A 20,623-nucleotide genomic window follows, 5' to 3' on the forward strand; every position below is an offset into this window, starting at 1 on the left:
ACTCGCGTTGTTTAAACGCCGATAATGGACGTTTCGTTAGCTATGAGTCAGGTTCGGTTGTGAGTCCTCCGCATTGAGTCGTTCAGGTGCTCATCGCGCAGGATGCGGCTATTGGGGGCTTGTTTTGCGGAGGTATTCGCGCAGGCCTGGGATGGCGAAGTCGACCTTGCCGTATGCAGGGGCTTCGATGAGTCCGGCTGCGATGAGACGTGCCCGGTAGTTGGCCACGACGTTGCTCTTGGCGTTGAGCCGTTTTCCGATGTCGCCTGCGACAACGGGGCCGTCGTCTTCGGCCATGGCACGGAGAAAATCCTTGTCTTTGTCAGACGCGGTGGAAAGTGCCGCTTCAATGACGGTCGCCTCGTGGCGACGGGTCGCAGCATTGATGGCCTGGGTGATGTTTGTCTTTTCCAAGGCCATGTCATTGATTTCGGCCTGCCGCCATAACTGGTATCCGATGAGCTGGATCAGGAACGGGTACCCTCCGGTTGCCTCAGCCGCGTACCGGACCAAGTCACTACCGATGCTGATGCCCGCGTCGCGGAAAGTGCTGGCGTAGGAACGTTCGACATCGGCAATCGCCGCGGCGTGCAGGTCGATGCGTTCTGCCCGGCGCAGGAATGTTGCTACTCCTTCGTTGAGCAGGTCCGAGACCGCTGCCGGCAGCCCGGCGAAGATCAGTCCTATTGGAAGCCCGTCGCGGATGAAGTGCTGGACGTCGGCGGCAAGCTGGGACAGTTCTGTACGGTCTGCCGAGTGGATTTCGTCAACGGTGAAGAGCAGCCCGGTCTTTTTCTCCGCGAGGAGGTTCAGCAGCTGGTTTCCCAACCGTCTCCAGTCAACCTGGCGCTCGGGCGGCAGCTGGGTAGTAACGGTGAACCCTGCCACGCCCAACGCTGTAATCCTGCGACCGGTCGGGCCGGAGCCGAGTTCGTCCAGGTGCAGCCGCATGGTCTCGCCGATCCGTCCAACGAATCCCGGTGTGGCCGTCTCGGGAACAACAACCCAGCCTTGCCGGGCGGCCGTGCCCTGCGCTGCACTGAGTAGGGCAGTCTTGCCGATGCCGCGGGCGCCTGTGATGATGGTCAGCAATCCGGGAGCCCCGGAGCCAAGCTGCAGGCCGTACTCAAACTCATCGAGCATCCCCTCGCGGCCAATGAGCTCAGGGGGAGTGGCGCCAGCAGTTGGGCGGAAAGGGTTCATCATCGCAGATCCTGTGAGTCCTTGTGAGTCTTGTGAGTCCTTGTGAGTCTACTCCGCCAAGGGCACCACCCGGGCATCGCTCGTCGACCGGTGGTTCCGTCCGGGATGTCCAGCGCGGCAGAAGCTATCGATTTTCAACACCAGCAACGCTAGAGCACTGATGCAAGACCTCAGGGTGGTCTGTTGCAAACGGTGCCGGGCCAGGCAGGCCGATGGCCGTCAGCGCGCGTCGACCTCGGGATCAGCCGATCGGAAGAATCGGATGTGCTGATGACTCCTGTTCCTCATCGAACCAGCGCACCACGCCGCTGCCTTCATAAGCCCGGCTGAGCATCTCCTGCAACCCCGCCGCCTGCCGGACCGAGAGGTCCAGCTGTTCGACGGCTATCGAGACGCCGACGGCGCTTTCGTCGTGATGTTCCGCGAATTGGACTCCCGGCGTGGTGCGTTTGTGCCATTGGGCGAGTTCGCGCAGAGCATGCTCAATGGAGCGTTGCGCGTCCATTAGGGCACCCAGGACCTGACCGCTACTAGAGGGCCTGTCGAGCCGTTCACTGAGTTCGGCGAGCTCACCCGCGGCGAGTCGGAGGCTGTCGGATGCCTCGACCGCGTCTTTTGCCCTCATGCTGTGCCTGCTTCCCGTCGACGCCGTGACCACCAGTCTACGTAAGGTTGCGCGTGACCAGCCCAGGCCACGAGCACGTTCGTCTGGGGCGAGGCGGGTGACCAGCGGAAACGCCACATTACTCAGGGAACGGGAGTTATTTCAGCCACTTCTACTCGCCCCCCTCGAACGCCGATAATTGATCTTATGTAAAGTAAACCAGTGATTATTGCGTCGGGTGCACGATTCACTCCTCCTCCGCCCGCCGCGGCGGACCCACCAGAAGCACAATGATGCTTGGTCTGCGCAGCGTGGCGCCGGGATTCAGTTGCCTGTCACTTGACTGAGGATCATCCGGGCGGCATCAATAGGAAGGTACCGATTTGGTACCATTGAGTCATGGCAATGAATCTGCGTGTCCCAGAAGACCTTGATCGCCGATTGGAGAAGTTGGCCGCTGAGGAACACACCTCCAAGTCCGCGCTCCTGCTGCAAGGCGCGGAGCTGGTTCTGCAGCGCCATGCCCGCCGACGTGAAATTAGCGAAGGCCTTGATTTCGTCATGAGTCACGATGCTGAGCTGCTGACCCGGCTTGAGGACGCGTGACAGCGTACCTCGACATTGAAGACGCCCTTCAGGTCGTTGACCGGTACGGCTTCCACATCCGCGACGTTGGCTTGTTGGCTTCGGCGCTGGCCAGGCCGGCTACAACCGTCATGGGCGCAGAAGCTTATCCAGATCTTGCGTTGAAGGCCGCTGCGCTGCTTGAGTCCGTGGCCCGGTTCCATCCAATCATTGATGGGAACAAACGAACTGCCTGGACGCTCATGGCGCTGTTGCTGTGGGTCAACGGCTACAGGCACGACTTCACCACAGACGAGGGATTCGAGCTTGTCGTTGGTGTCGCCGCAGGCGCCATTGAACTGCGGGATTCTGCCGGCAAGATTTCCCGGCATCTGGTGCCACGCTGATCTTCCTCAATTCGCCATGCGGGAGCGGCCAGCGCCATATCGAGTCCGCGTTGAGGGGTTCTTTGGGTTGCAGAACCATTGGAAGCCTGGACAGCCGGGCGTAGCGTGTCCTCGTAGTCAGCATAAAACCTGCGTATTGCATCCCAGCCGTTCAGGAAGTCGATGGGCTCCGCTGTTAACGACGACGACGGCGGGAGTTACCTCCCGCCGTCGAGCGTTGTTCGTCTTGGCGCCTCGCGTTGTTGGCGCGGCGCTCAGCCTTCGAGCTTGGAATGCTCGCCCAGACGGTGCCATGAACGGTTGTGGTAGACCAGGGCGTCGCCGGGTTCTCCCGCTGGGACGTCACGCATCACGCGGGACTCCAGGGCGTGAACGGCGATGATGGTGGAGGTCCCTACCTCCATGCGGTTGATGACGGCGCAGCGCACCCAGGCGCGGACGTCGTCATACACCGCTTCGCCGGTTGCAAGGGCTGACCAGCGGTGCGTCTGGTTGAAGCGGTCGGCGCCGGGGGTCGCTCCAAACTTCGCCAAGTCGACGTCGTGCGCGTCCAGCAGGTGCACGACGACGGTTTCGGCGCGCGAAAGCACCGTAGACGCAGAGGACAGTGCCGAGACCGAGAAAATCAGCAACGGAGGTTCCGCGCTCACTGACACCACGGACGATACTGTCAGTGCCACCGGTCCTTCGCCGGCATCGGCCGTGATGACGGCGACACCGCCTGGGTGGCCACGGAACAGTGCTTTGAATTCGTCGGCTGAGAGGGAGGACGGGAAGCTCTGGTTCGGAGCCCCCAGCCAGGTGTCTGGGGGGTAGGCGTGAAACATTGTTAGGACACCTTGGGTGCGGAGCGGGCTAGTTCCTCGCGAACGATTCTTGTTCCTGCGCTGAGGGCACTGAGTTTGGCCAGTGCGACGTCCCGGGGGAATGGTGCCATGCCGCAGTTGGAGCTGGCTATGAGCTTGTCCGCATCGACGAACTGCAGGGCTTTGCGGAGGGTGTCGGCGACTTCCTCCGGGGTCTCGATGGTTTCGCTTGCGACATCGATTGCCCCGAGCATGACTTTCTTGCCGCGGAGGAGCTCGATGAGGTCCATGGGCACGTGGGAGTTCTGGGATTCCAGCGAGATGATGTCGATGCTGGAGCTCTGAAGCAGCGGGAACGTTTCCTCGTACTGCCGCCACTGCGAGCCGAGCGTCGCTTTCCAGTCGTTGTTGGCCTTGATCCCGTAGCCGTAGCAGATGTGCACGGCGGTTTCCGCGCGCAGTCCTTCTGCCGCTCTCTCGAGCGCAGCGACGCCCCAGTCCTTGACCTCTTCGAGGAAGACGTTGAACGCGGGCTCGTCGAACTGGATGATGTCCACGCCGGCCGCTTCGAGTTCTTTCGCCTCCTGGTTCAGGATCGCAGCGAACTCCCAGGCCAGCTTCTCGCGGCTCTTGTAGTGGTCATCGAAGAGTGTGTCCACCATGGTCATGGGACCGGGAAGAGTCCATTTGATCGGCCGGTCGGTGGTTGCGCGGAGGAACTTCGCGTCGTCGACGAATACCGGCCGCTCGCGGCGCACCGGCCCGACGACGGTAGGCACGCTCGCGTCGTAGCGATCGCGGATGCGCACGGTCTTGCGCTGTTCAAAGTCCACCCCGCTGAGATGCTCTATGAAGGTGGTGACGAAGTGCTGGCGGGTTTGCTCGCCGTCGCTGACGATGTCGATACCGCGCCGGCTCTGCTCGTGGATGGCAATACGCAGCGCATCCTGCTTGCCCTCGAGCAGCGCATCTCCCTCCAGCTTCCACGGGGACCACAGAGTCTCCGGCTGTGCGAGCCACGATGGTTTGGGCAGGCTTCCAACAACAGTGGTGGGCAAAAGTGTGTTCATGATTGACGTTTCTCCGTGGGTCAGTTGACGAGGGCGGGGTATTTGGCGGTCCACTGGTCCAATAGATCCTTGTGGGGCGTAATGAAGTGTTCCTCCGTGTACTTCGCCTGAGTGACCGCGAGCTGACTGCGCTCGACGCGGTCGTAATCGATCTGGGTCCGCGAGTAATCCTGCTCTCCCAGGCTCGGTTGGTAGACGACGGCGGCGGCGGAGTTCGCGTTGTAAATTTCCGGGCGGTAGATCTTCTGGAACGTCTCCATGGTGCTGATGGTGCCGATGAGCTGCAGGTTGGAGTAGTCGTTGAGCAGGTCGCCGCGGAAATAGAAGGCCAGCGGCGCAACGCTGCCGCGTGGCATGAAGTAGCGCACCTGCAGCCCCATCTTTGCGAAGTAGGCGTCCGTCAGTGAGAACTCGTCCTGCTGGTACTCGACGCCCAGGACGGGGTGATGGTTCTCCGTTCGCCGGTATGTCTTGGTCGTGGAGACGCTGATGCACACCACGGGTGGCTGCGGGAAGCGTTCCTGGCATGCCGGGGAATCGAGGAATTGCTGGAACAGTTTGCCGTGCAGATCGCCGAAGTCCTCGGGAACGGTGGGCTTGCCTGCCTCCGCTGCTGCCGCTGGCAGTACGACGCTGAAGTCGAAGTCACGGACGTAGGAGGAGAAGTTGTTCCCCACGATCCCTTGGTGGCGGACCCCGTTCAGCTGGTCAACGATTTGGATGTCGAGAACCTCGAACAGGGGGAACTTCTGATCGGTGCCTTCGGCAGTGAACTCTATCTGCACGGAAACGATCTCAAGCTCGAGCGTGTAACGATCCCGGTCCGGGTTGTCCCAGCTTGCGAGATCGTTGAAGCGGCGCCGGATCATGGTCAAGGCGTTGCGGAGGTTCTCCTGGCGGTGCTCGCCGCGTGCCAGGTTGGCGAAATTCGTGGTGATCCGCGAGCCTTCCGAGGGGGAGTAGTCCTCGTCGAAGGGGGTCGTGGTGATGCTGAAGGTGAAGTCGTCTGCCATGTGCTGCCATTCCGTTGATGGGCCGGAGACGGCCTTTCCGAAGGTGATGTATCCATGGTGCAGCTTTAGGAGGGGTATCAGGTAACTAGTGGTTGCTATGCATTGATATAGAATTTGCCTATGGCCCAGATTTCGAGCGGATTGACCCTGCAGCAGCTCCGCTACTTCATAGAAGTTGCAGCCGAGGGGTCGATCTCCGCGGCTGCCGATCTTCTCTACGTAGCGCAGCCGACAATGTCTGCATCGATGAAGGACCTTGAGGCCCGGGTGGGCCGTGCGCTCCTGATTCGCTCCGCCCGCGGGGCCACCCTCACCGCCGACGGGGTAGAGTTCCTCGGCTACGCGCGGCAGGTCGTGGAGCAGTTCGCTCTCCTCGAGCAGCGCTATCTTGGCCGGCCACCGCGGCGACGTCTGCTCGGGGTGTCAACGCAGCACTACTCTTTTGCGGTGGACGCCTTCGTCCGGATGGTCAAGGCCACTGATGTGGCCGAATACGAGTTCTCGCTCCGTGAGTCCCGCACCTGGGACATCATTGAGGATGTCCGGACGCTCCGCAGCGAGATAGGCATCCTCTACCGGAACGATTTCAACCGGAAGGTCATTGCCAAGCTGCTCCGGGAATCCGGCCTCGCGTTTACTCCGCTTTTCCTCGCCGATCCTCACATTTTCGTTGCACGGAACAACCCGCTCGCCTCAAAAGAGCGTGCGACCCTCGATGATCTCGCCGGGATGCCGCGGCTGACCTTCGATCAAGGTGCGAACAACTCTTTCTACTTCGCGGAGGAGATTCTCTCCACCATGTCCAGTAAGCAGGAGATCCGGGTCTCTGACCGTGCGACGATCTTCAACCTCATGATCGGGCTCCACGGCTACACGATCTCCACGGGCATCATCAGCGGGCAGCTCGACCCGGAGATCGTCGCTATCCCGCTCGAGGTTGACGAACGCATCGAGATCGGCTGGATCGGCCACGCAGCGATCCCGCTCACAGACCAAGCGCAGCACTACCTCAGGGAATTGCGGGCCGTCGTCGCCGAGTTCGGCGTAGCGCTACTCGACTGACCCCAGGTGAGCGGGCGGGTCTTTACCCCTTCGGTGACTGGACGTTTTTGTTGCAGCCGAGCGGGTTGCTGGTGCCGTACCGGCCCGTCGCCGTCGTTAGCATGGGCGGGGCGGACGCCGGCGAGGAAACCGGCCCGTTCCGGGTAGTAGCGACCCAGCCAAGGTACATAGGAGGACTGGGCTGAGGACCGTGATACGTATTGGTGAGCTACCGGGCGTATACGGACTCCCGTCGCTGACCTGCAACGTCAGTCCTGGTATGGGTGAATCTGAGGCGGCATCAGGGTGAACGCCAACCCTATATTCCGTTATCGGAATGTGACATCTGGGAAAAGCAGCGGCTAAGGTTGCTCGGTGTCCTGGTTCAAAGCTGGGACATACCCGTCAGTATGCCGAGCCCTGCCGCTGAACCGGGACCCCAACGCAATCAACTGGCAGGGACGGGGGAACCACTTTTCCATGGCTTCATCCGAGGCCTTGGGGTTAAGCCATACGACCGTCCTGAACGGCGTACGGCCGGGTGTCTCCGACCCGAACCCGACAGCTCACCCCGCAGGCATGGGAGAGGCAACCAACCATGTCCAAGATCTTCACTGCCGCACGCCATCGCGCAGCCCCCACCACGTCCCGCACCATGATGCTCGGGCGGCCGGCCCTCGTAGTCGCCGCCGCGTCCGGCCTCTTTTTCGGCTTCAGCGCCCCGGCACAGGCCAGCGTCGGCGGACCTGACAACTCCGGGGCAGCCACTGTTCAGGGCCAGGTAAGTGCACCGGCAGCTGTGGCTCTGGTTCCTGCACCGGCCGCAGCCAACGTTCATACCGTCGTCCCCGGCGACACCCTGGGCCAGATCTCCGCCGCGAACGGCGTATCCCTCAACGACGTCCTGGCCGCCAACGGGATGTCCCTGAGCACGGTCATCTATCCGGGCGGCCAGATCAAGATCCCCGGCGCAGGGCAAACGGGTGCGGCAGCGGCCGCGACAGTCGCGTCGGCGTCCGAGGGTGCAACAACCCCGGCACCGACAGCCCAGACTGCCCTGGCGTCGGCTACGCCCACCAACACAGGCGTCGCGCTGGCCTCAACCTCGGCTCCAGCCCAGGCCCCCACCGGCTCAGCCGGCTCGGCAATCCTGGCCTCCGCGTACTCCCAACTGGGAATGCAGCAGGACTGCACCGCCATGGTGGAGAAGGCACTGCGCTCTGCCGGCAAGAGCGTGGGAGACCTGGCCCCGGGCCAGTTCTTCCAGTACGGCAGCGTCGTGGGCACCCCTGCCCCGGGTGACCTGGTGATCACCGCCGGACACGTCGGCGTCTTCGCAGGCAACGGCCAGGTTGTCAGCGGCGGCGTGGACGGTTTCAAGACGGAGGTCCACTCCCTCAGCTGGCTCCAGGGCGCATCCTTCGTCCGCGTAGCCTGACCCCTACCGGTCGGGACGGCGGCGGGCGTCACCCAGCCGCCCGCCGTCGTCGGCCGTTGTTGATCTTCAGACTCCCTGCCCCGACCAAGGCATATCGCTCCGCCGTTACTTCTGGAAGCTCGACACCCGCGAAGGACCAGTCAGAGGCGGACCAGCTCTTGGAAACAACGACCCGCAGGGCGTAGCCTTCCCTCGTGGTCAGCATCAGCACCCGCCTCCGCTGGGACGGATCCATCGCATACTCCTTGCGTTGGCGTGATCTCGAGACTCGACGCCAACGCCGCCTGACCGTAGCCTCTGAGCAGGAAGCGAGCAGCCTGGTCGAGCATCTCCACTGCCACGGCCGGCTCCCGGAACCCGAGGCGCTGAGTGGCCGGCCAGGGTCTCTGACTATTGCCGACGTGGTCCAAGAACATATCGATCTGCTCATCCGGCCAGCTCCCGGGACGGTTGCCACCTACCAGCGAATCCTTGACCTGCACATTCGACAGACCATAGGCCATGTAGCGCTTGAGGACTTCGGCTATCGAGACATCATCCAGTGGATCCAGTACCTCACGTCAAAAGGCATCGCACCGAAAAGCATCCACAACATGCACGGGCTACTATCGGCGGCCATGAATACTGCCGAACTACTTGGATACACCACCCGCAATCCGTGCCGGGGCGTACCATTGCCAACGCTTGAGCGCGTGGACGACGGCGCCCGGTTTCTTACCCCTGCAGAATTCTTCTTGCTCCTCGACGGCATGGACGAGAACTACACAGCCTTTGTGCAGTTCCTCGTCATGACAGGAACTAGATTCGGTGAAGCAACCGCCGTCCAAGCAGCCGATATCGACCTCACGTCGCGCGTACCTGCCGCACGAATAAACAAAGCATGGAAACGGGATGGAAGGTCGGGCTACTACCTAGGCCCCACCAAAACCGGTGCGGGAAAACGTACGATTGGGATCAACACGAGCCTGGTGAACCTGCTCCGCCCGTTGCTATCCGACAAGGTGGGCAACGACCTGGTTTTCACCACAGCTGGAGGGGCCCGTATCGGCCACAAGCCATTCTGGCAACACCTGTGGGTTCCAGCCGTCCAAGCAGCCCAAACTAACGGGCTGACGAAGTCGCCACGGATCCACGATCTGCGACACACGCATGCCTCCTGGCTCCTACAGGACGGCGCTATGCCGCTCTTCGCCATTTCACGCCGGCTTGGTCATGCATCTGTGCGGACAACCGAACAGGTCTACGGCCACCTCATGCCCCAAGCACTTCAGGATGGCGCGGACGCAACCGAACGCTCAATTCAAGGCTTCATCCATCCTTCGCAGTGAAAGTTGAAGTTGGAATTTGGCCGCTCGGACAGCACTCCCCCAGCGACTGTCCGACGAAACCTATAACGGACGTTATGTCAAGTTGTCATTATGACAGGACATAAAGCCCATACTTTCAGTCTAGCGTTTACGCCTCGAAGTGCTGCCAAAAACTTGGACTGAGAGCGAGGCACTGATTGGCCCTTGGGACGTTAGTCATCACGGTGCCTACGGCGTGAGCAGAGGCCGTCTGCCGAACGCTGCGACCGGCATCGTGCCTCGTCCGATTTTGAACCGCCGGTAGAGTCCGAGGCTTATCGCCCATGGTTGTGGCTCTCGGATACGTGGTAGAGATCTGTGGATTAAAGTTTCTTAAAGAAATTTTCTTCCTGGAAGATTCCCTAACTCTGGACACTGCATTTGGCGCACTCAGGTTCTATTTCGTGGACTCAGCGTCTATATAAACTTTGAGTGCACCAAAAAGCACATCTGCGTCCCAGCGTTTTCCCTATTTTTCCCGCCCTAACGCCACTCCAAAGCCTGTGGATAAAAGGAAACCAGCGGGACGCACTAGAAGTCATTGCTAGGCTTGAAACATCGGGCAACAGCCTGCTGTGCCGTTAACGAACTATGGACCCGACTGGCATCGGATCCACGTTCTGAGCGGTGCGCTCATTGGTGCGGTATGAGGGCTGTAGAACCTCAAACTCCACACTTTGAGTCTATGGCCCTACGCATGTAGGGCGCAACGCTGTTGTGCCTACAAACACGTGCGTGCCGTGCCCTGTTCCTCCGGGAGGAGGTGCCGCCATGGGATCCCAGCGGAAACGTGAAGAACCATGGGGCGCCTGGAACCTGGTAGTCAACATCATCAGGCTAGCCGTTGATGTTGCCCGCCTGTTCTGGCACAACATCCCGTAAACGGGAGCGGCGGCCACCAGCCATGAGCTGGTGGCCACCGTCGCATCACCCGCGGCCACATCGGCGATATTTTGCGACGACGTGACCGTTTCAGCCCCACGGGGTGCAATGTTCAACGGATTTGGCTCCGAGCGGAGCCCAGAAGTCCGGCTCTTGTTGCTGAGTGAGACAACTCTGGCCGGATCCGTCTCACTCAAGGCTCGTTGGTGGAGATTCGCGGTTTCCGGAGTCGATCTGCCGCCAAGCCGTGAGGAGGCGCAGGCTTACTCGGCTACGTCTTCGGGGTGAGGTTCCTCGGGCCGTACTGGCTTCAGTAGGCGCCGCTTGATTTCCCAGGGGAAGAATCGAGCGCCCATGATCCTCTCGCCACCGGGGACACGGTTCAGAAGGAAGTCAGGTGGAAGTGCGCTGACCAAACGTCCCTCCTGTTCCAAGCCTCTGGTGGTCTTGGCCGCGAAAATGCGGGAAGTATCCAGAGCACGGAACGAATCAATTGATAAAACGGATGAGTCCTTGCTTCCGAAGATGAGTCGATCAAACTGTTTAGTTCCGCTCCAATGGCGCTTGATCCGTGCCCGGATATCGCCCGTGTAACCAACGTAGATCTGCTTGTATCTGTCGAGGACCATCACGTAGATGCCTTCCACGCCGCTAAAGTCGGACAAATTGGTTACGACCCCCAAGTTTTTGTGGGCTGAAGACGTCCTGGACACAACATCCATGAAGGCCTTGCCCGACAGCTGCTTGAAGAAGTCCATGTTTAGGTCGAAATTTTCCAATGCCGCTTTGCGCTGCATCGCGCAGTATTCGTCGTTGAAGAGGATATAATCTTCGTCTTCGAAGGCCCATGCCTCGTCTTCCCAGGCGGCGTCTGTATATAGCTCCCGGGGCAGCCGAGTTGATCTCCGTTTGTTCACAAGGGCGTACTCGTCTCTTATCAACCGGTGGCCATATCGGCTGGTGCGAAGAGTCTCCCCAAAGTGTTTTCGCGGGGGCGTCCGGCCGCTCATCCGAACGGCGAACAAACCACTGGTGCCAGGCTGCTGTCCGGACAGCCCTTCCGGTCCGCTTGGCTTCATTTCGCCTCAAGTTTCGCGAGGCGCTCGGCAATCTTGCTGCCTGCGCGGCGGCTGCCCGGGCACCGCGCCAACCAACGCCTCAAGACCTCGATCTCTTTATCCCTCTCCCCCAGCTTTCTGTGGACGATGGCCGCCTGTTCGGTGTACCACGGCGCGGGCTCCCGGCCGCCAGCATCTTGTTCTGCAGCCTGAATGGCCTTGTAGCAAAGCACGAGTGCTTCTTCATGCCGGCCTTCACGCTTAAGCTGCTTGATCGGTTCGACCAGCTCAAGGTAATGAACGCCATCAACCATTCCCCGCTTGAACTGTTGCGCCCTTTCACCACCACCCTGAAGAGCCTCTCGGACCATCGTGGACATAGCCACGTGGGAGCTGTTGTTTCTCTCCGTTGACGAGAGCGCTGGTGGATTGTCCTGCGAGTAGGCCCACTGCGGTTCCCCTTCTCCCAGCCAAACATAGGCTTTGGCCATGAATTTCTTATCTCGGAGTACGTGAAGCTGGTACACGACCGCCCCACTGGCCCCGATCGGGAGGGGTAGGTCCCGAGCCACGTAAGAAGGGAGACACCCCACCTTCTCACCCGCCACCAGGACGGCCACTGCTTTGGCATCAACGAGGTTATCCGGCTCCCGCTGCAGCTGGGCTTGCCCCTCGTAATAACCGCGCTCCCCCACCTCCTGGCGGTCCACCAAGGCGGCAACGGCGTCCTTCGCAAAAGTTGTTGTGCCCGCTACCTCGAGGCACTGGTGATACTGCGACGATATCGAAAGCGTGATCGGCTGATCGGCGCGACTTTGCTCGAAATCCGGGTGCTGCACACCCTGTGCCTCACCGAAGATGCTTCTGATCCAAGATCCAAGCCCCATTGTTTCCCCTCAAATGATGCGGGGTCTCGACCCCGGTGGGCCCGACTCTACCAATCACATCGAGAGGCGGTCATCAGTGCGGCAAGGCTGGACTTGGCGCATACTCGTTGTTGCCAGATCTGAGGTCCGGTCCCTCTGGTTATTACCGCACCACTGTTCGAGACCCAGGCCCAGGCCCTTTCAACCAGATCCCAATTTCGGCCCTTCCTTGGATCGGCGACCGGGCCGCAACCCTAAACGACTTTCCGATGGAGAGTAGCCCCCATTGTGGGCATCTCACCAGCGCTCAATGACTAGCGTGTCGAAGAGGGGCAACTGGCTCTAATGCGCACGGGATCGCGGTCCTGGATGTTCACGATGGCCGCTGGGCTGTTTGGCAGGTTTCGACTGCATCGCTCACGGGGTCGGGACGGGCGGGATCAACGAATGCCGTCGTCACCGAGGGCTTCGACGAGCGGGTTTTCCTGAGCCTCACGTACAACCGGCCCGTCTTCCTGACGTCGCGGGCGCAGAAGCACTGCCAGGAACGTGTGGTCCTGGATACGACGGCTTTTGTACCGGAGGACTTCCTTAGAGACTGTGCGTCATGGGTCGACTATCTCCAGGGACTCTTTTGGGCCGAGAACGATAGCCGCCGCGAGTATAACGCGACCACGGCAACCGCCCGCAAGGAAGCCAAGGCGGCAGGCCTACCGCTTCCCGACTTTCAGCGTCGCGCCCCTCTGCAGGACGCGCCCCTCTGCAGGACATTGATTGGCCCGCTCCCCCACTCTCAAGCGTGTGGGAAAGCAGCCCAGCGTGTGAAGACCCAGTCAACGTCGAGGCGCTGCGTATTGCTAATGGGTGCATACAACTCCTCAATTATTGGCAAGAGATCGAAAACGACCGGTTGAAGAAGTCACGCTCTTACTACAAGGGAGCCGGGGGTCCGGTCGCTCGCCCGTGGCCTACGCGTGCACCCGAGTCGGTGGACAATGTCTGAGCCGATGTTCGCCGTGGTCGATGTGGAGACCACAGGGCTATTCCCGTCGATGCATGATCGTGTTGCTGAAATCGCCGTGGTGCGCGTTGACTCCAGCGGGGCGATTCTGGATCGTTGGGAAACGCTGGTCAATCCCCAGAGGGATCTTGGCCCTCAACGTATCCATAGGATCAGCGCGGCCGACATACTTGATGCGCCAACCTTTCCCGAGGTGGTTCCGGCGCTGACGGAGGTTCTGCAGGGCTGCATCATGGTGGCCCACAATCTACGGTTCGACTCTGACTTCCTCGGCTACGAGATGACCAGGGCTGGTATCGAAATCCCCGACGGGTTCCTTCAAGGTTTATGCACCATGCGACTTGCCCACGACTACGTCGTCGGCAACGCACGGTCTTTGGCCCACTGCTGCGAGTTCTTCAGCATCGAGAACTATCGCGCTCACTGCGCAGGCGACGACGCAGAGGCAGCAGCCGGGCTCCTCGGCCGGTACATAGATCTCGACCCCGATCGACCGGAATGGTCACAGGCGTTGGGTGTCGCCTCGTCGCTGTCGTGGTCTTCCCGTAATTCGGGCTCAGCGGCTTTCATTCCCCACAAGCGCCATGCCCTGGGTGCGGTCGAGAAGCACTTCCTCTCGCGTATCACCGCGCACATGCCCGACTACACCGGGCCGGAAGAGCACGACCAGTACCTGGATCTTCTTGGGCAGGCGATGCTGGACTCGCACCTCTCGGTCCATGAAACACGCGCCTTGGTCCGTTTGGCTGATGAACTGGGCATCAGTCAGGACCGCTGCCGGAAACTTCACGCCTACTACGTTGAGCAACTCGCTATTGCTGCTTGGGCTGACGGCATCATTACACCTGCCGAGGAGGCAGAGCTGTACCAGGCGGCGGCGCTGTTGGACGTGGATGGGGTAGTGCTCGAGCATGCCCTGAGGAACCCGCCCGCGGTAGCAGCTGAGTCCGGGCCGGTCACAGGAAAGATTCGTCCCGGCTCAACCCTTGTTTTGACCGGGGCCATGACACGCGAGCGAAGTGAACTCTCCAGTTTCCTAACGGAGATGGGCTATGTCGTCGCAGAACGAGCCACGAAGAAAACTGACCTTGTGATCGCCGCAGATCCCGACAGCCTATCGGGTAAGGCGGCGAAGGCCCGGCAGTACGGAATCCCCGTCGTAGCGGAAAACTTTCTCTACGACGTCCTTGGCGTGCCCAGCTTCTAGTTCAACCCCGAGTAGCCGTCGCTCAACGGACGTGTACGGACGACTAAGTTTCAGGTGGTGGCTTTAACGACGTAATTAGTTCTCCAGCGCTGGTCACGGCGGTAATTGTCCAAGGCGCTTTGGACAATTGGCACGAAAGTCTGGGGATTACGGCGCCACGGCTCGCATTGAACAAGTGATTGTTGCATCGCGTTGCCCTACACTTCACTTCAGCTACGTAGGTATTCATCTCAGAAAAGCGCATCTGAGCAACCTCAAGGGGATCGCGCCTTTCACTGGTGGCCCCAGAAGGTGTCTCTTCGGGCTAGATACGGACAATTCAGTTGATTGTCGCCCAAGCGCAATGGAATACATTGCGCGAGTGGCTGTCCGCCCAATTCCGTATAGCCTCCTTCACGGGGAGCTGACGAAGGGTCTCACAATCTGTAGCAGTGATTAGGCTTGCCGCCAGCGCTCCTGCTCCAGCCGACTTTGCACCACCGTGACGAAGTATTGCGGCGGCGGCTCCAACCAGATCGTGACCTCCGCAGAACCTTACGTCCCCATTGATTCTTAGGGCGGCTTCACGAACTAGGGTTTCAACGGCGGGGATGTCAACACTGATCGGTGAACGTGCATTGGCCGCCATAATGTAAGCCGAATAGCCTTTTGATGAGAAGTCCCCATTGATTACTTGGGAAAAAGGAAAATCGCGGAGATTGAGTCCTAAATTCTCAACTTCATTTACCAAGCGAAGTGCAGCCAGCTTCAAGCACATGCTCGAACAAATATCAGTAAGCTTGGCTCCAGTAATTTGCTCAACATTCTCAAAGGCGTCTACGCCGTGTACCCGAAGAGCGCGCTCAAAAATGTCAGGCCTAGAGGTAACTACGTCTGAAACTAAGTCATAGCCTCTAGTCGCTACAAGATTTGGAGGATAATTGGCAGTCTTCCCGGTGAGATCGTCTAGGTCACGATCGATCATGGAGTAGACACCCGCTACCGGCTGCGAGGCAAGCAAATGGCCGGTGGCTAGCACATTCGGCTTTCCGCCCAAGACGAGAACGCTGATCTGTTCTCGAAGCAAGTGCCCATACAAAATGGTGTCCTCGTCGTCGCCTTCAACCAGGAGGAAGAGGTGGCGATCAACTTGTCTTTGCATATTTATCCAAGCATAGGCAATATCAGGATTCAGGAGCCGCTGCATCTTATAACTCAATATTCTCCGGGCCAAGCTGAACAGCATGGGACCACCAGTTATTTATAATCTGAGGACTGTGCGTTGCCACAATAAATTGAAAACCTGAAAGATTCGCGATCTCTCGAACATCATTTATGAAGTTAATCTGCCAACTGATGTGCAGAGAAATTTCCGGCTCGTCGATCATGACAAGACTTCCGGCTTCAACATTGAAGAGTAGTCCGTACATGAGAATAATCTCATGCTGTTCGCCGGACGATAGTGCGTCCAAGTCGATGTCTCGACCATTGTCATGCCTGACCGCAAGGCCCTGGAGAGCATTGATATGCAATTTTTTGCCCAAGAGACGGGAATTGATTATGCGCTCAAGGAGCTCAATTTTAGATAGTAACGCTTCAAAGGAATGGAGTTTTTGATCAGCGTCACTAAGGTAAAGCTCAAGCATGGATAGCTCGTAGGGTTCAAGCTCGCGAGGCGGTAGTGAGAGTTCAGCCGCGAGGCCAATTAGTGCGATTTCTGCCAACCGGCTTCGGAAGCGATTCTGGGATTCATACTCCTGGCGGAGCTCATCCTCACTTCGTACCGGTGTAACACGCTGAGTTAGCATCCGGTTTGGAAATGTTCTGTCAAGTTGCTGCGTAATTTTTGAGTTATCAGCCAGCGCATCGGCGAGCAATTTTTGCATTTGATTTGCATACTCAACAATAGTTGTTTGGGGCCGACTGCTCCGGCCACTGTGGATTCGGGAATTTCTATCTAGATATTCCTCAATTTTCAGCCGCTGAGTTTCGATCAGATGGGTGTGCAGGCCAGTAGAGAAATCCTGCATCTCAACAGGTGGCCCCTGTTTCGTTCCTCGCCTCGAACGCCCGATCTGCCGAGAGCCGAAGCGATGTTCAAGATCTTCCGTTTCGGCGATTTCACCATCGGTTCGGTCGCGCCACAGGTCTGGCCCTACTCTAATCCACGAAGTATTTCTAAGCAGAAAGGACTCAAACTCGGTGGACTCGTCAGTGGTAGTGGTCCAATCAACGGGGTCAAACCCTGGTCTATAGAGCGTGACGGTCAGCGATATTTTGTCATCGCCTTCCTCGTTGGCGTGGGTCTGGGTAAGGATGGCTTCAAGGCGCGTGCCATCGCTGTAGGCCAAGGTCGCAGATTCGAATGGCATTCTCAGTAAACGTGAGCTTTGAAGCTTGGAAAGAGCGTCAATTATTTCCAAGAACTTTGTTTTGCCGATTCCGTTTGGGCCGTAGATTATGACAAACTCATTTGCATTATCGAACTGAATGAAGTGATCATATTCATAAAGAACCTTCGACGCCCGGACTGAAGTCAGTCGAATGCCATTTGAGTCGCTCAAGATGCTCCTATCGGTGTTCCCTGCAATGATCGTATCCGACTGATGTCTCATCTAGAGGCTCGTCAGCGCCCATGAACTACTCACGTTGAGACCCAGCAACCACCCCCTCTGACGTACCCCACTGAGGTTCCATCGCTCAGAATGCTGTTGCCTGACTCTCTACATGGTGATTCCCCGCTGCCTTCATCTGTCCAAGGAATGAGAGAGGCACTTCAGTAAAGAGCAATGCGTCGGCGCTATGCTCATGGCAACGGCTCCGAATAAAACCGCCGGCCGTCGACCGTCGCGGCACCGTAGCCAGCTGAGTTCGGGGGTGTTCTGCGCCCTGTCATAGCGGCCGGACATGCGAAGAACTCCCTAAACGAACGTTTGTCGTCGCGGTGCCGTCAACTGTATGTCTACTGCATTGCAACTACTGGACACCTGGCTGCGGCCGACTTTCGGAACGAACACTGCTTCCGGGCTGAAAAACTAAGTAAAGGCCATCCGCCAAGGGGATCCGCCGGTCCAGCCGATACCTTCCAGAAAGATGTCTTCTGCAGCTTCTATAGCATCGTCCAGCGAAGGATCGTCCGGACTGATCTCCGCGAATAAATAGTCCGTCCAATGGCGCTCCTTCCGGGACCATTTGGACAGCAATCCGGGATACCAATAGACCCACAAGTAGTCCAGGGCTACATGTTCATCCAAGGCGGGCAGTAGATGCCCGATCACCGGTCCCGCGCTGATGAGCTCCAACGCAAACCCGTCCATGGGATGAATGATCAAGAAGGCATTCCGGGACATGTCGGAGGATCCGACTTTGTGTTGCAGGGCCTCAGCTGCCTCCATGATCTTCTTCGAGCCCAGTTCGAGAATCTTGAAGGCATTCTGTATTTCGACCTGGTACGTGTCGCCCGGCCTCATGTTGTACTCGTGCTTGCGCCACCTTCCAGGGAGCGACTTTACCTCTACAGCTGCGCGGAGCGACCCGCCGAACGGCCAGAGCGGTGTTTGCGCGCTGGTGCGCTCAAACACAAGGTCGACCCCGCCGTCTTCGTCTACCTCCACGGGCAGGAGATACAGAGCTGTCATGAGAATCGCCGCTATATGCTCTCCGGATCGCACCTTCAGCTTCTCCGCTTCAGGCATCTGAACCAACTGCTGCGCGGCATCAACCAGGGCCGCGGCAGGCATGGCCACCACAGAAAGCCCTTTGGATTCGCGTTCCCGCGGAGGTTCTCCCCAAATGCTTGTTTCGCTGCGCATACTCGTCTTTCTGACCCCTCAACGAGGTCCGGACTGTTGAGGTCCCCTACCCGGATCCGGGCTTCCCGTCAGCGAACCAGCGTAAGCTTTGGCCGCTCGTCTACAAGCCCCAGCACTTGCCGCACCCGTTCCGGAGCCCATCTGAGCTCATTTGCCAGATCGGCCACAGCAAACCCGATTTTCTCAGCAACTTTCATTGCCTCGGTCAGCAGCATCGGGACTTCTCCCGGGTAGTCCGCCACGGACGCCTCCTGCCGGTTGCCGGACCTTAGTTTTTGGTACGCACGCCGGACGGAAACATCTGAAGCACCCTTGAGTTCCTGCATGCGAAACACCAGCGCCTCGGGCGAAACACCCCACGTCTGGCTGATCTGGCCAAGCCGTGGAAGGTTCATAGTGGCAGGGAGAACCGGCTCTATTTCGGCCCGCGGCATAAGAAACTCAGCAGCAAATGCATCAGCTTCGCGTTCCTGCCGCGGGTCCCCGACAGCAAGTTCGCGATGGAGGATGAGATGGCCAAGTTCGTGGGCGCACGTAAACCTGTGCCGATAGACAGAACGGGCCCTTTCCGGGGTCACGACGACGATGGGGCGGTTCAGTGCTGCCGTAGAGAATGCATCCACCCGTGCGGTTTCGTCTTCGTCGCCGCGGAGAGTGAGAACCGAAACGACGATGCCGTTGCGCTCCATGAGTTCCACCAGGTTGGGAACCGGGCCGCTGGGCACCTCCCAGTAGGCTCTGAGGGCCCTGGCGGCTTCTATGGGGGACATGCTGCTGTCCGGTTCGTTGAACGGAACATTCACATCCGGGAAGGCCACCCGCTTTTCGAGCGCGAACGTTACTTCCCACACCTGTTCGACGAAGGAAGTTGCCTTGAGCCGCTCCGCCGCGCGCGTCGAGCGAAGACTGCGGAAATGGGCCTGGGAGACGTCCAGTTTTCCTATCGGCCTGCCCATGGCAAAAAAAGCAACAGGCTGTCCCAGCTCCTTGGCCAGCAGGCTCAATATCTCAGGACGTGGTGTCACGCCGGCCTCGTATTGGCCGATGGCAGCGCCTGACACACCAACCGCGTCGCCCAGCGCTTGCTTGGTAATCCCTGCCAACCGCCGCGCCTGCGTCAACCTGGCAGGATCAAAGTGATCTCTGACAGCCTGGGACGACATCAGTTCTTCGGTTGAGAACAGAGTGAGCTGCCTGGTCATGATCCGGATGCTTCCTTAGGCATCAGGTTGAAGCCGCGGCGGGGCTCGGAATCGAAGCTCTTCGGCTCCGGCTTTGCTGCTGCATCCGCCGAGTCCGCATGGAAGAGCTCCTGGGTGTTCTGCAGGATAAGCGTGCCGTCCTCATCCAACTGGGCATCAGCCCACACTGCATGGTGCAAGGCCTGATGGTTGCTGGCATAGGCAACGACTACTACCGGGTGATGCTTAAGCGACTCGGAATCCTCCAGCTCTTCCAGAGCGTCAACGAGGTCGATTTCTTCGGGCGTCAGGGTGGCGCGGGCGCCGTCGCCGAGGTCGAGCATTCCCTGTGAGGGGCCCACCGGCATGGAAAAGGTGCCGATCCGGGAATCCGACGTCCCATACTTCTGTTGGTGCAGGTCGGCCGTGGCCAGCCTGGAGTAGCGCCAGGGAACGAGAGCCGTGCCGTTGACGACGAGCACCTTGGGTTTGCCCTTGCCGGGCCGCTTGAATTCGACTCCCTCAAGTCCCGCCAGCGCCTCCTCGAGCCTCTCCTGGACGGTGTAGCTCACCTGACCGTAGGACCGCTTATGCTTCGACTTGATCAGCGCCTGGCCGTCGGCATGCTCATTGTGGCAGTTCGTAAGAGTGGTCAGGATGATCCCAGGAAGGCTCTTTCCGTGGGCACTAAAGCGACGAAACGACCATTCGACGTCGACCGCGTTCTTCAAAGCAACCTCCTGTAGTTTTCTACCTGAAACCTACATGAGCACTTTAGAAATATCCAAGAACGCGACACTCTTGGGCGTGTCGCGTAAGGAGCACGGAACCTCCGGTCTTCGCACTCACGTTGAAGCCGACAGATTTCTAGATCCCACATGTTGAGACTGTAACTCCGAGTACCTACGCAAAATGCACAACAATTAGTCGCCTGGATTTGCTGCAACTCGGCGCCGGCACACCGCCCGACTAAGACACTAGAGCCGCAAGGTGTCACAGACTCAATTGGCGAAGCCCCGGTCAAATAGCGGTTGACCGAAGCTTCGGTCGCATTATGCCCACTCAAAGCTTGAGGTTGGCTGTGAAGACAGACGACCATCATGGGTGCGTCCGTCCACCTCCGCA

General features: G+C 59.1%; 18 protein-coding genes and 1 riboswitch. Of the genes, 6 read left to right on the top strand and 12 right to left on the bottom strand.

Going from position 1 to position 20,623, the window contains the following annotated elements:
• Positions 1 to 108 precede the first annotated feature (108 nt).
• Both M1D89_RS01030 and M1D89_RS01035 read right to left on the bottom strand, forming a co-directional pair.
• A complete protein-coding gene (locus tag M1D89_RS01030) occupies positions 109 to 1,206 on the bottom strand; it encodes an ATP-binding protein (RefSeq protein WP_498643246.1) in 1,098 nt (365 codons plus the stop codon).
• A gap of 238 nt (positions 1,207 to 1,444) precedes the next feature.
• On the bottom strand, positions 1,445 to 1,828 hold the full coding sequence (locus M1D89_RS01035; protein WP_498643248.1) for a hypothetical protein: 384 nt from the start codon (positions 1,826 to 1,828) through the stop codon (positions 1,445 to 1,447).
• A 378-nt stretch (positions 1,829 to 2,206) separates the two neighbouring features.
• On the opposite strand from M1D89_RS01035, the gene M1D89_RS01040 reads away from it, so the two are divergent.
• Complete coding sequence (locus tag M1D89_RS01040; RefSeq protein WP_223941739.1) at positions 2,207 to 2,413, top strand: ribbon-helix-helix protein, CopG family; 207 nt, start codon at positions 2,207 to 2,209, stop codon at positions 2,411 to 2,413.
• On the top strand, positions 2,410 to 2,778 hold the full coding sequence (locus tag M1D89_RS01045) for a type II toxin-antitoxin system death-on-curing family toxin (RefSeq protein WP_498643251.1): 369 nt from the start codon (positions 2,410 to 2,412) through the stop codon (positions 2,776 to 2,778). Before M1D89_RS01040 ends, M1D89_RS01045 begins: the two co-directional genes overlap by 4 nt.
• A 254-nt stretch (positions 2,779 to 3,032) precedes the next feature.
• Here the strand turns inward: M1D89_RS01045 and M1D89_RS01050 are convergent, their stop codons facing one another.
• Genes M1D89_RS01050 through M1D89_RS01060 form a run of 3 tightly spaced genes read right to left on the bottom strand, consistent with a single transcriptional unit; the run spans position 3,033 to position 5,667 of the window.
• Positions 3,033 to 3,605, bottom strand: a complete 573-nt coding sequence (locus M1D89_RS01050; protein ID WP_498643253.1) for a flavin reductase family protein — start codon at positions 3,603 to 3,605, stop codon at positions 3,033 to 3,035.
• 2 nt (positions 3,606 to 3,607) lie between these two features.
• Positions 3,608 to 4,654: a methionine synthase gene (locus tag M1D89_RS01055; protein WP_498643255.1), complete on the bottom strand. Its 1,047-nt coding sequence runs from the start codon at positions 4,652 to 4,654 to the stop codon at positions 3,608 to 3,610.
• Positions 4,655 to 4,674: 20 nt separating this feature from the next.
• A complete protein-coding gene (locus tag M1D89_RS01060; protein ID WP_498643257.1) occupies positions 4,675 to 5,667 on the bottom strand; it encodes a DUF1852 domain-containing protein in 993 nt (330 codons plus the stop codon).
• Positions 5,668 to 5,787: 120 nt separating this feature from the next.
• Here M1D89_RS01060 and M1D89_RS01065 point away from each other — a divergent pair, with 120 nt between their 5' ends.
• The 3 genes from M1D89_RS01065 to M1D89_RS01075 all read left to right on the top strand — a co-directional run bounded on the left by M1D89_RS01065 (position 5,788) and on the right by M1D89_RS01075 (position 9,474).
• Positions 5,788 to 6,729 carry a LysR family transcriptional regulator gene (locus M1D89_RS01065; RefSeq protein ID WP_498643259.1) on the top strand — a complete coding sequence of 314 codons (942 nt, stop codon included), beginning with the start codon at positions 5,788 to 5,790 and terminating at the stop codon, positions 6,727 to 6,729.
• A 390-nt stretch (positions 6,730 to 7,119) separates the two neighbouring features.
• Positions 7,120 to 7,296: riboswitch (cyclic di-AMP (ydaO/yuaA leader) on the top strand.
• A 10-nt stretch (positions 7,297 to 7,306) separates the two neighbouring features.
• Positions 7,307 to 8,146 carry a LysM peptidoglycan-binding domain-containing protein gene (locus tag M1D89_RS01070; protein ID WP_498643261.1) on the top strand — a complete coding sequence of 280 codons (840 nt, stop codon included), beginning with the start codon at positions 7,307 to 7,309 and terminating at the stop codon, positions 8,144 to 8,146.
• A gap of 194 nt (positions 8,147 to 8,340) precedes the next feature.
• A complete protein-coding gene (locus M1D89_RS01075) occupies positions 8,341 to 9,474 on the top strand; it encodes a tyrosine-type recombinase/integrase (RefSeq protein ID WP_498643263.1) in 1,134 nt (377 codons plus the stop codon).
• A gap of 1,163 nt (positions 9,475 to 10,637) precedes the next feature.
• Here M1D89_RS01075 and M1D89_RS01080 read toward each other — a convergent pair.
• Positions 10,638 to 11,291, bottom strand: coding sequence for a GIY-YIG nuclease family protein (locus tag M1D89_RS01080; protein ID WP_498643265.1), 654 nt, complete (start codon positions 11,289 to 11,291; stop codon positions 10,638 to 10,640).
• Between the two features lie 158 nt (positions 11,292 to 11,449).
• Positions 11,450 to 12,319, bottom strand: a complete 870-nt coding sequence (locus M1D89_RS01085) for a hypothetical protein (protein WP_498643267.1) — start codon at positions 12,317 to 12,319, stop codon at positions 11,450 to 11,452.
• Between the two features lie 974 nt (positions 12,320 to 13,293).
• Between M1D89_RS01085 and M1D89_RS01090 the strand changes: the two genes are divergently transcribed.
• Complete coding sequence (locus M1D89_RS01090; protein WP_498643269.1) at positions 13,294 to 14,526, top strand: exonuclease domain-containing protein; 1,233 nt, start codon at positions 13,294 to 13,296, stop codon at positions 14,524 to 14,526.
• A gap of 319 nt (positions 14,527 to 14,845) precedes the next feature.
• Here M1D89_RS01090 and M1D89_RS01095 read toward each other — a convergent pair whose 3' ends face one another.
• The 5 genes from M1D89_RS01095 to M1D89_RS01115 all read right to left on the bottom strand — a co-directional run bounded on the left by M1D89_RS01095 (position 14,846) and on the right by M1D89_RS01115 (position 20,229).
• Positions 14,846 to 15,751, bottom strand: coding sequence for a hypothetical protein (locus M1D89_RS01095; RefSeq protein WP_498643271.1), 906 nt, complete (start codon positions 15,749 to 15,751; stop codon positions 14,846 to 14,848).
• Complete coding sequence (locus M1D89_RS01100; RefSeq protein ID WP_498643273.1) at positions 15,714 to 17,069, bottom strand: AAA family ATPase; 1,356 nt, start codon at positions 17,067 to 17,069, stop codon at positions 15,714 to 15,716. Before M1D89_RS01100 ends, M1D89_RS01095 begins: the two co-directional genes overlap by 38 nt.
• Positions 17,070 to 17,540: 471 nt before the next feature.
• Entirely contained in the window at positions 17,541 to 18,317 is a 777-nt protein-coding gene (locus tag M1D89_RS01105; protein WP_498643275.1) for a hypothetical protein, read from the bottom strand.
• A 68-nt stretch (positions 18,318 to 18,385) separates the two neighbouring features.
• A complete protein-coding gene (locus M1D89_RS01110; protein WP_498643277.1) occupies positions 18,386 to 19,519 on the bottom strand; it encodes an ImmA/IrrE family metallo-endopeptidase in 1,134 nt (377 codons plus the stop codon).
• Positions 19,516 to 20,229, bottom strand: a complete 714-nt coding sequence (locus tag M1D89_RS01115) for a hypothetical protein (RefSeq protein ID WP_498643279.1) — start codon at positions 20,227 to 20,229, stop codon at positions 19,516 to 19,518. The genes M1D89_RS01110 and M1D89_RS01115 overlap by 4 nt, the downstream gene beginning before the upstream one ends.
• Positions 20,230 to 20,623: the final 394 nt, after the last annotated feature.

The sequence above is a fragment of the Arthrobacter sp. D3-18 genome (assembly GCF_054408525.1).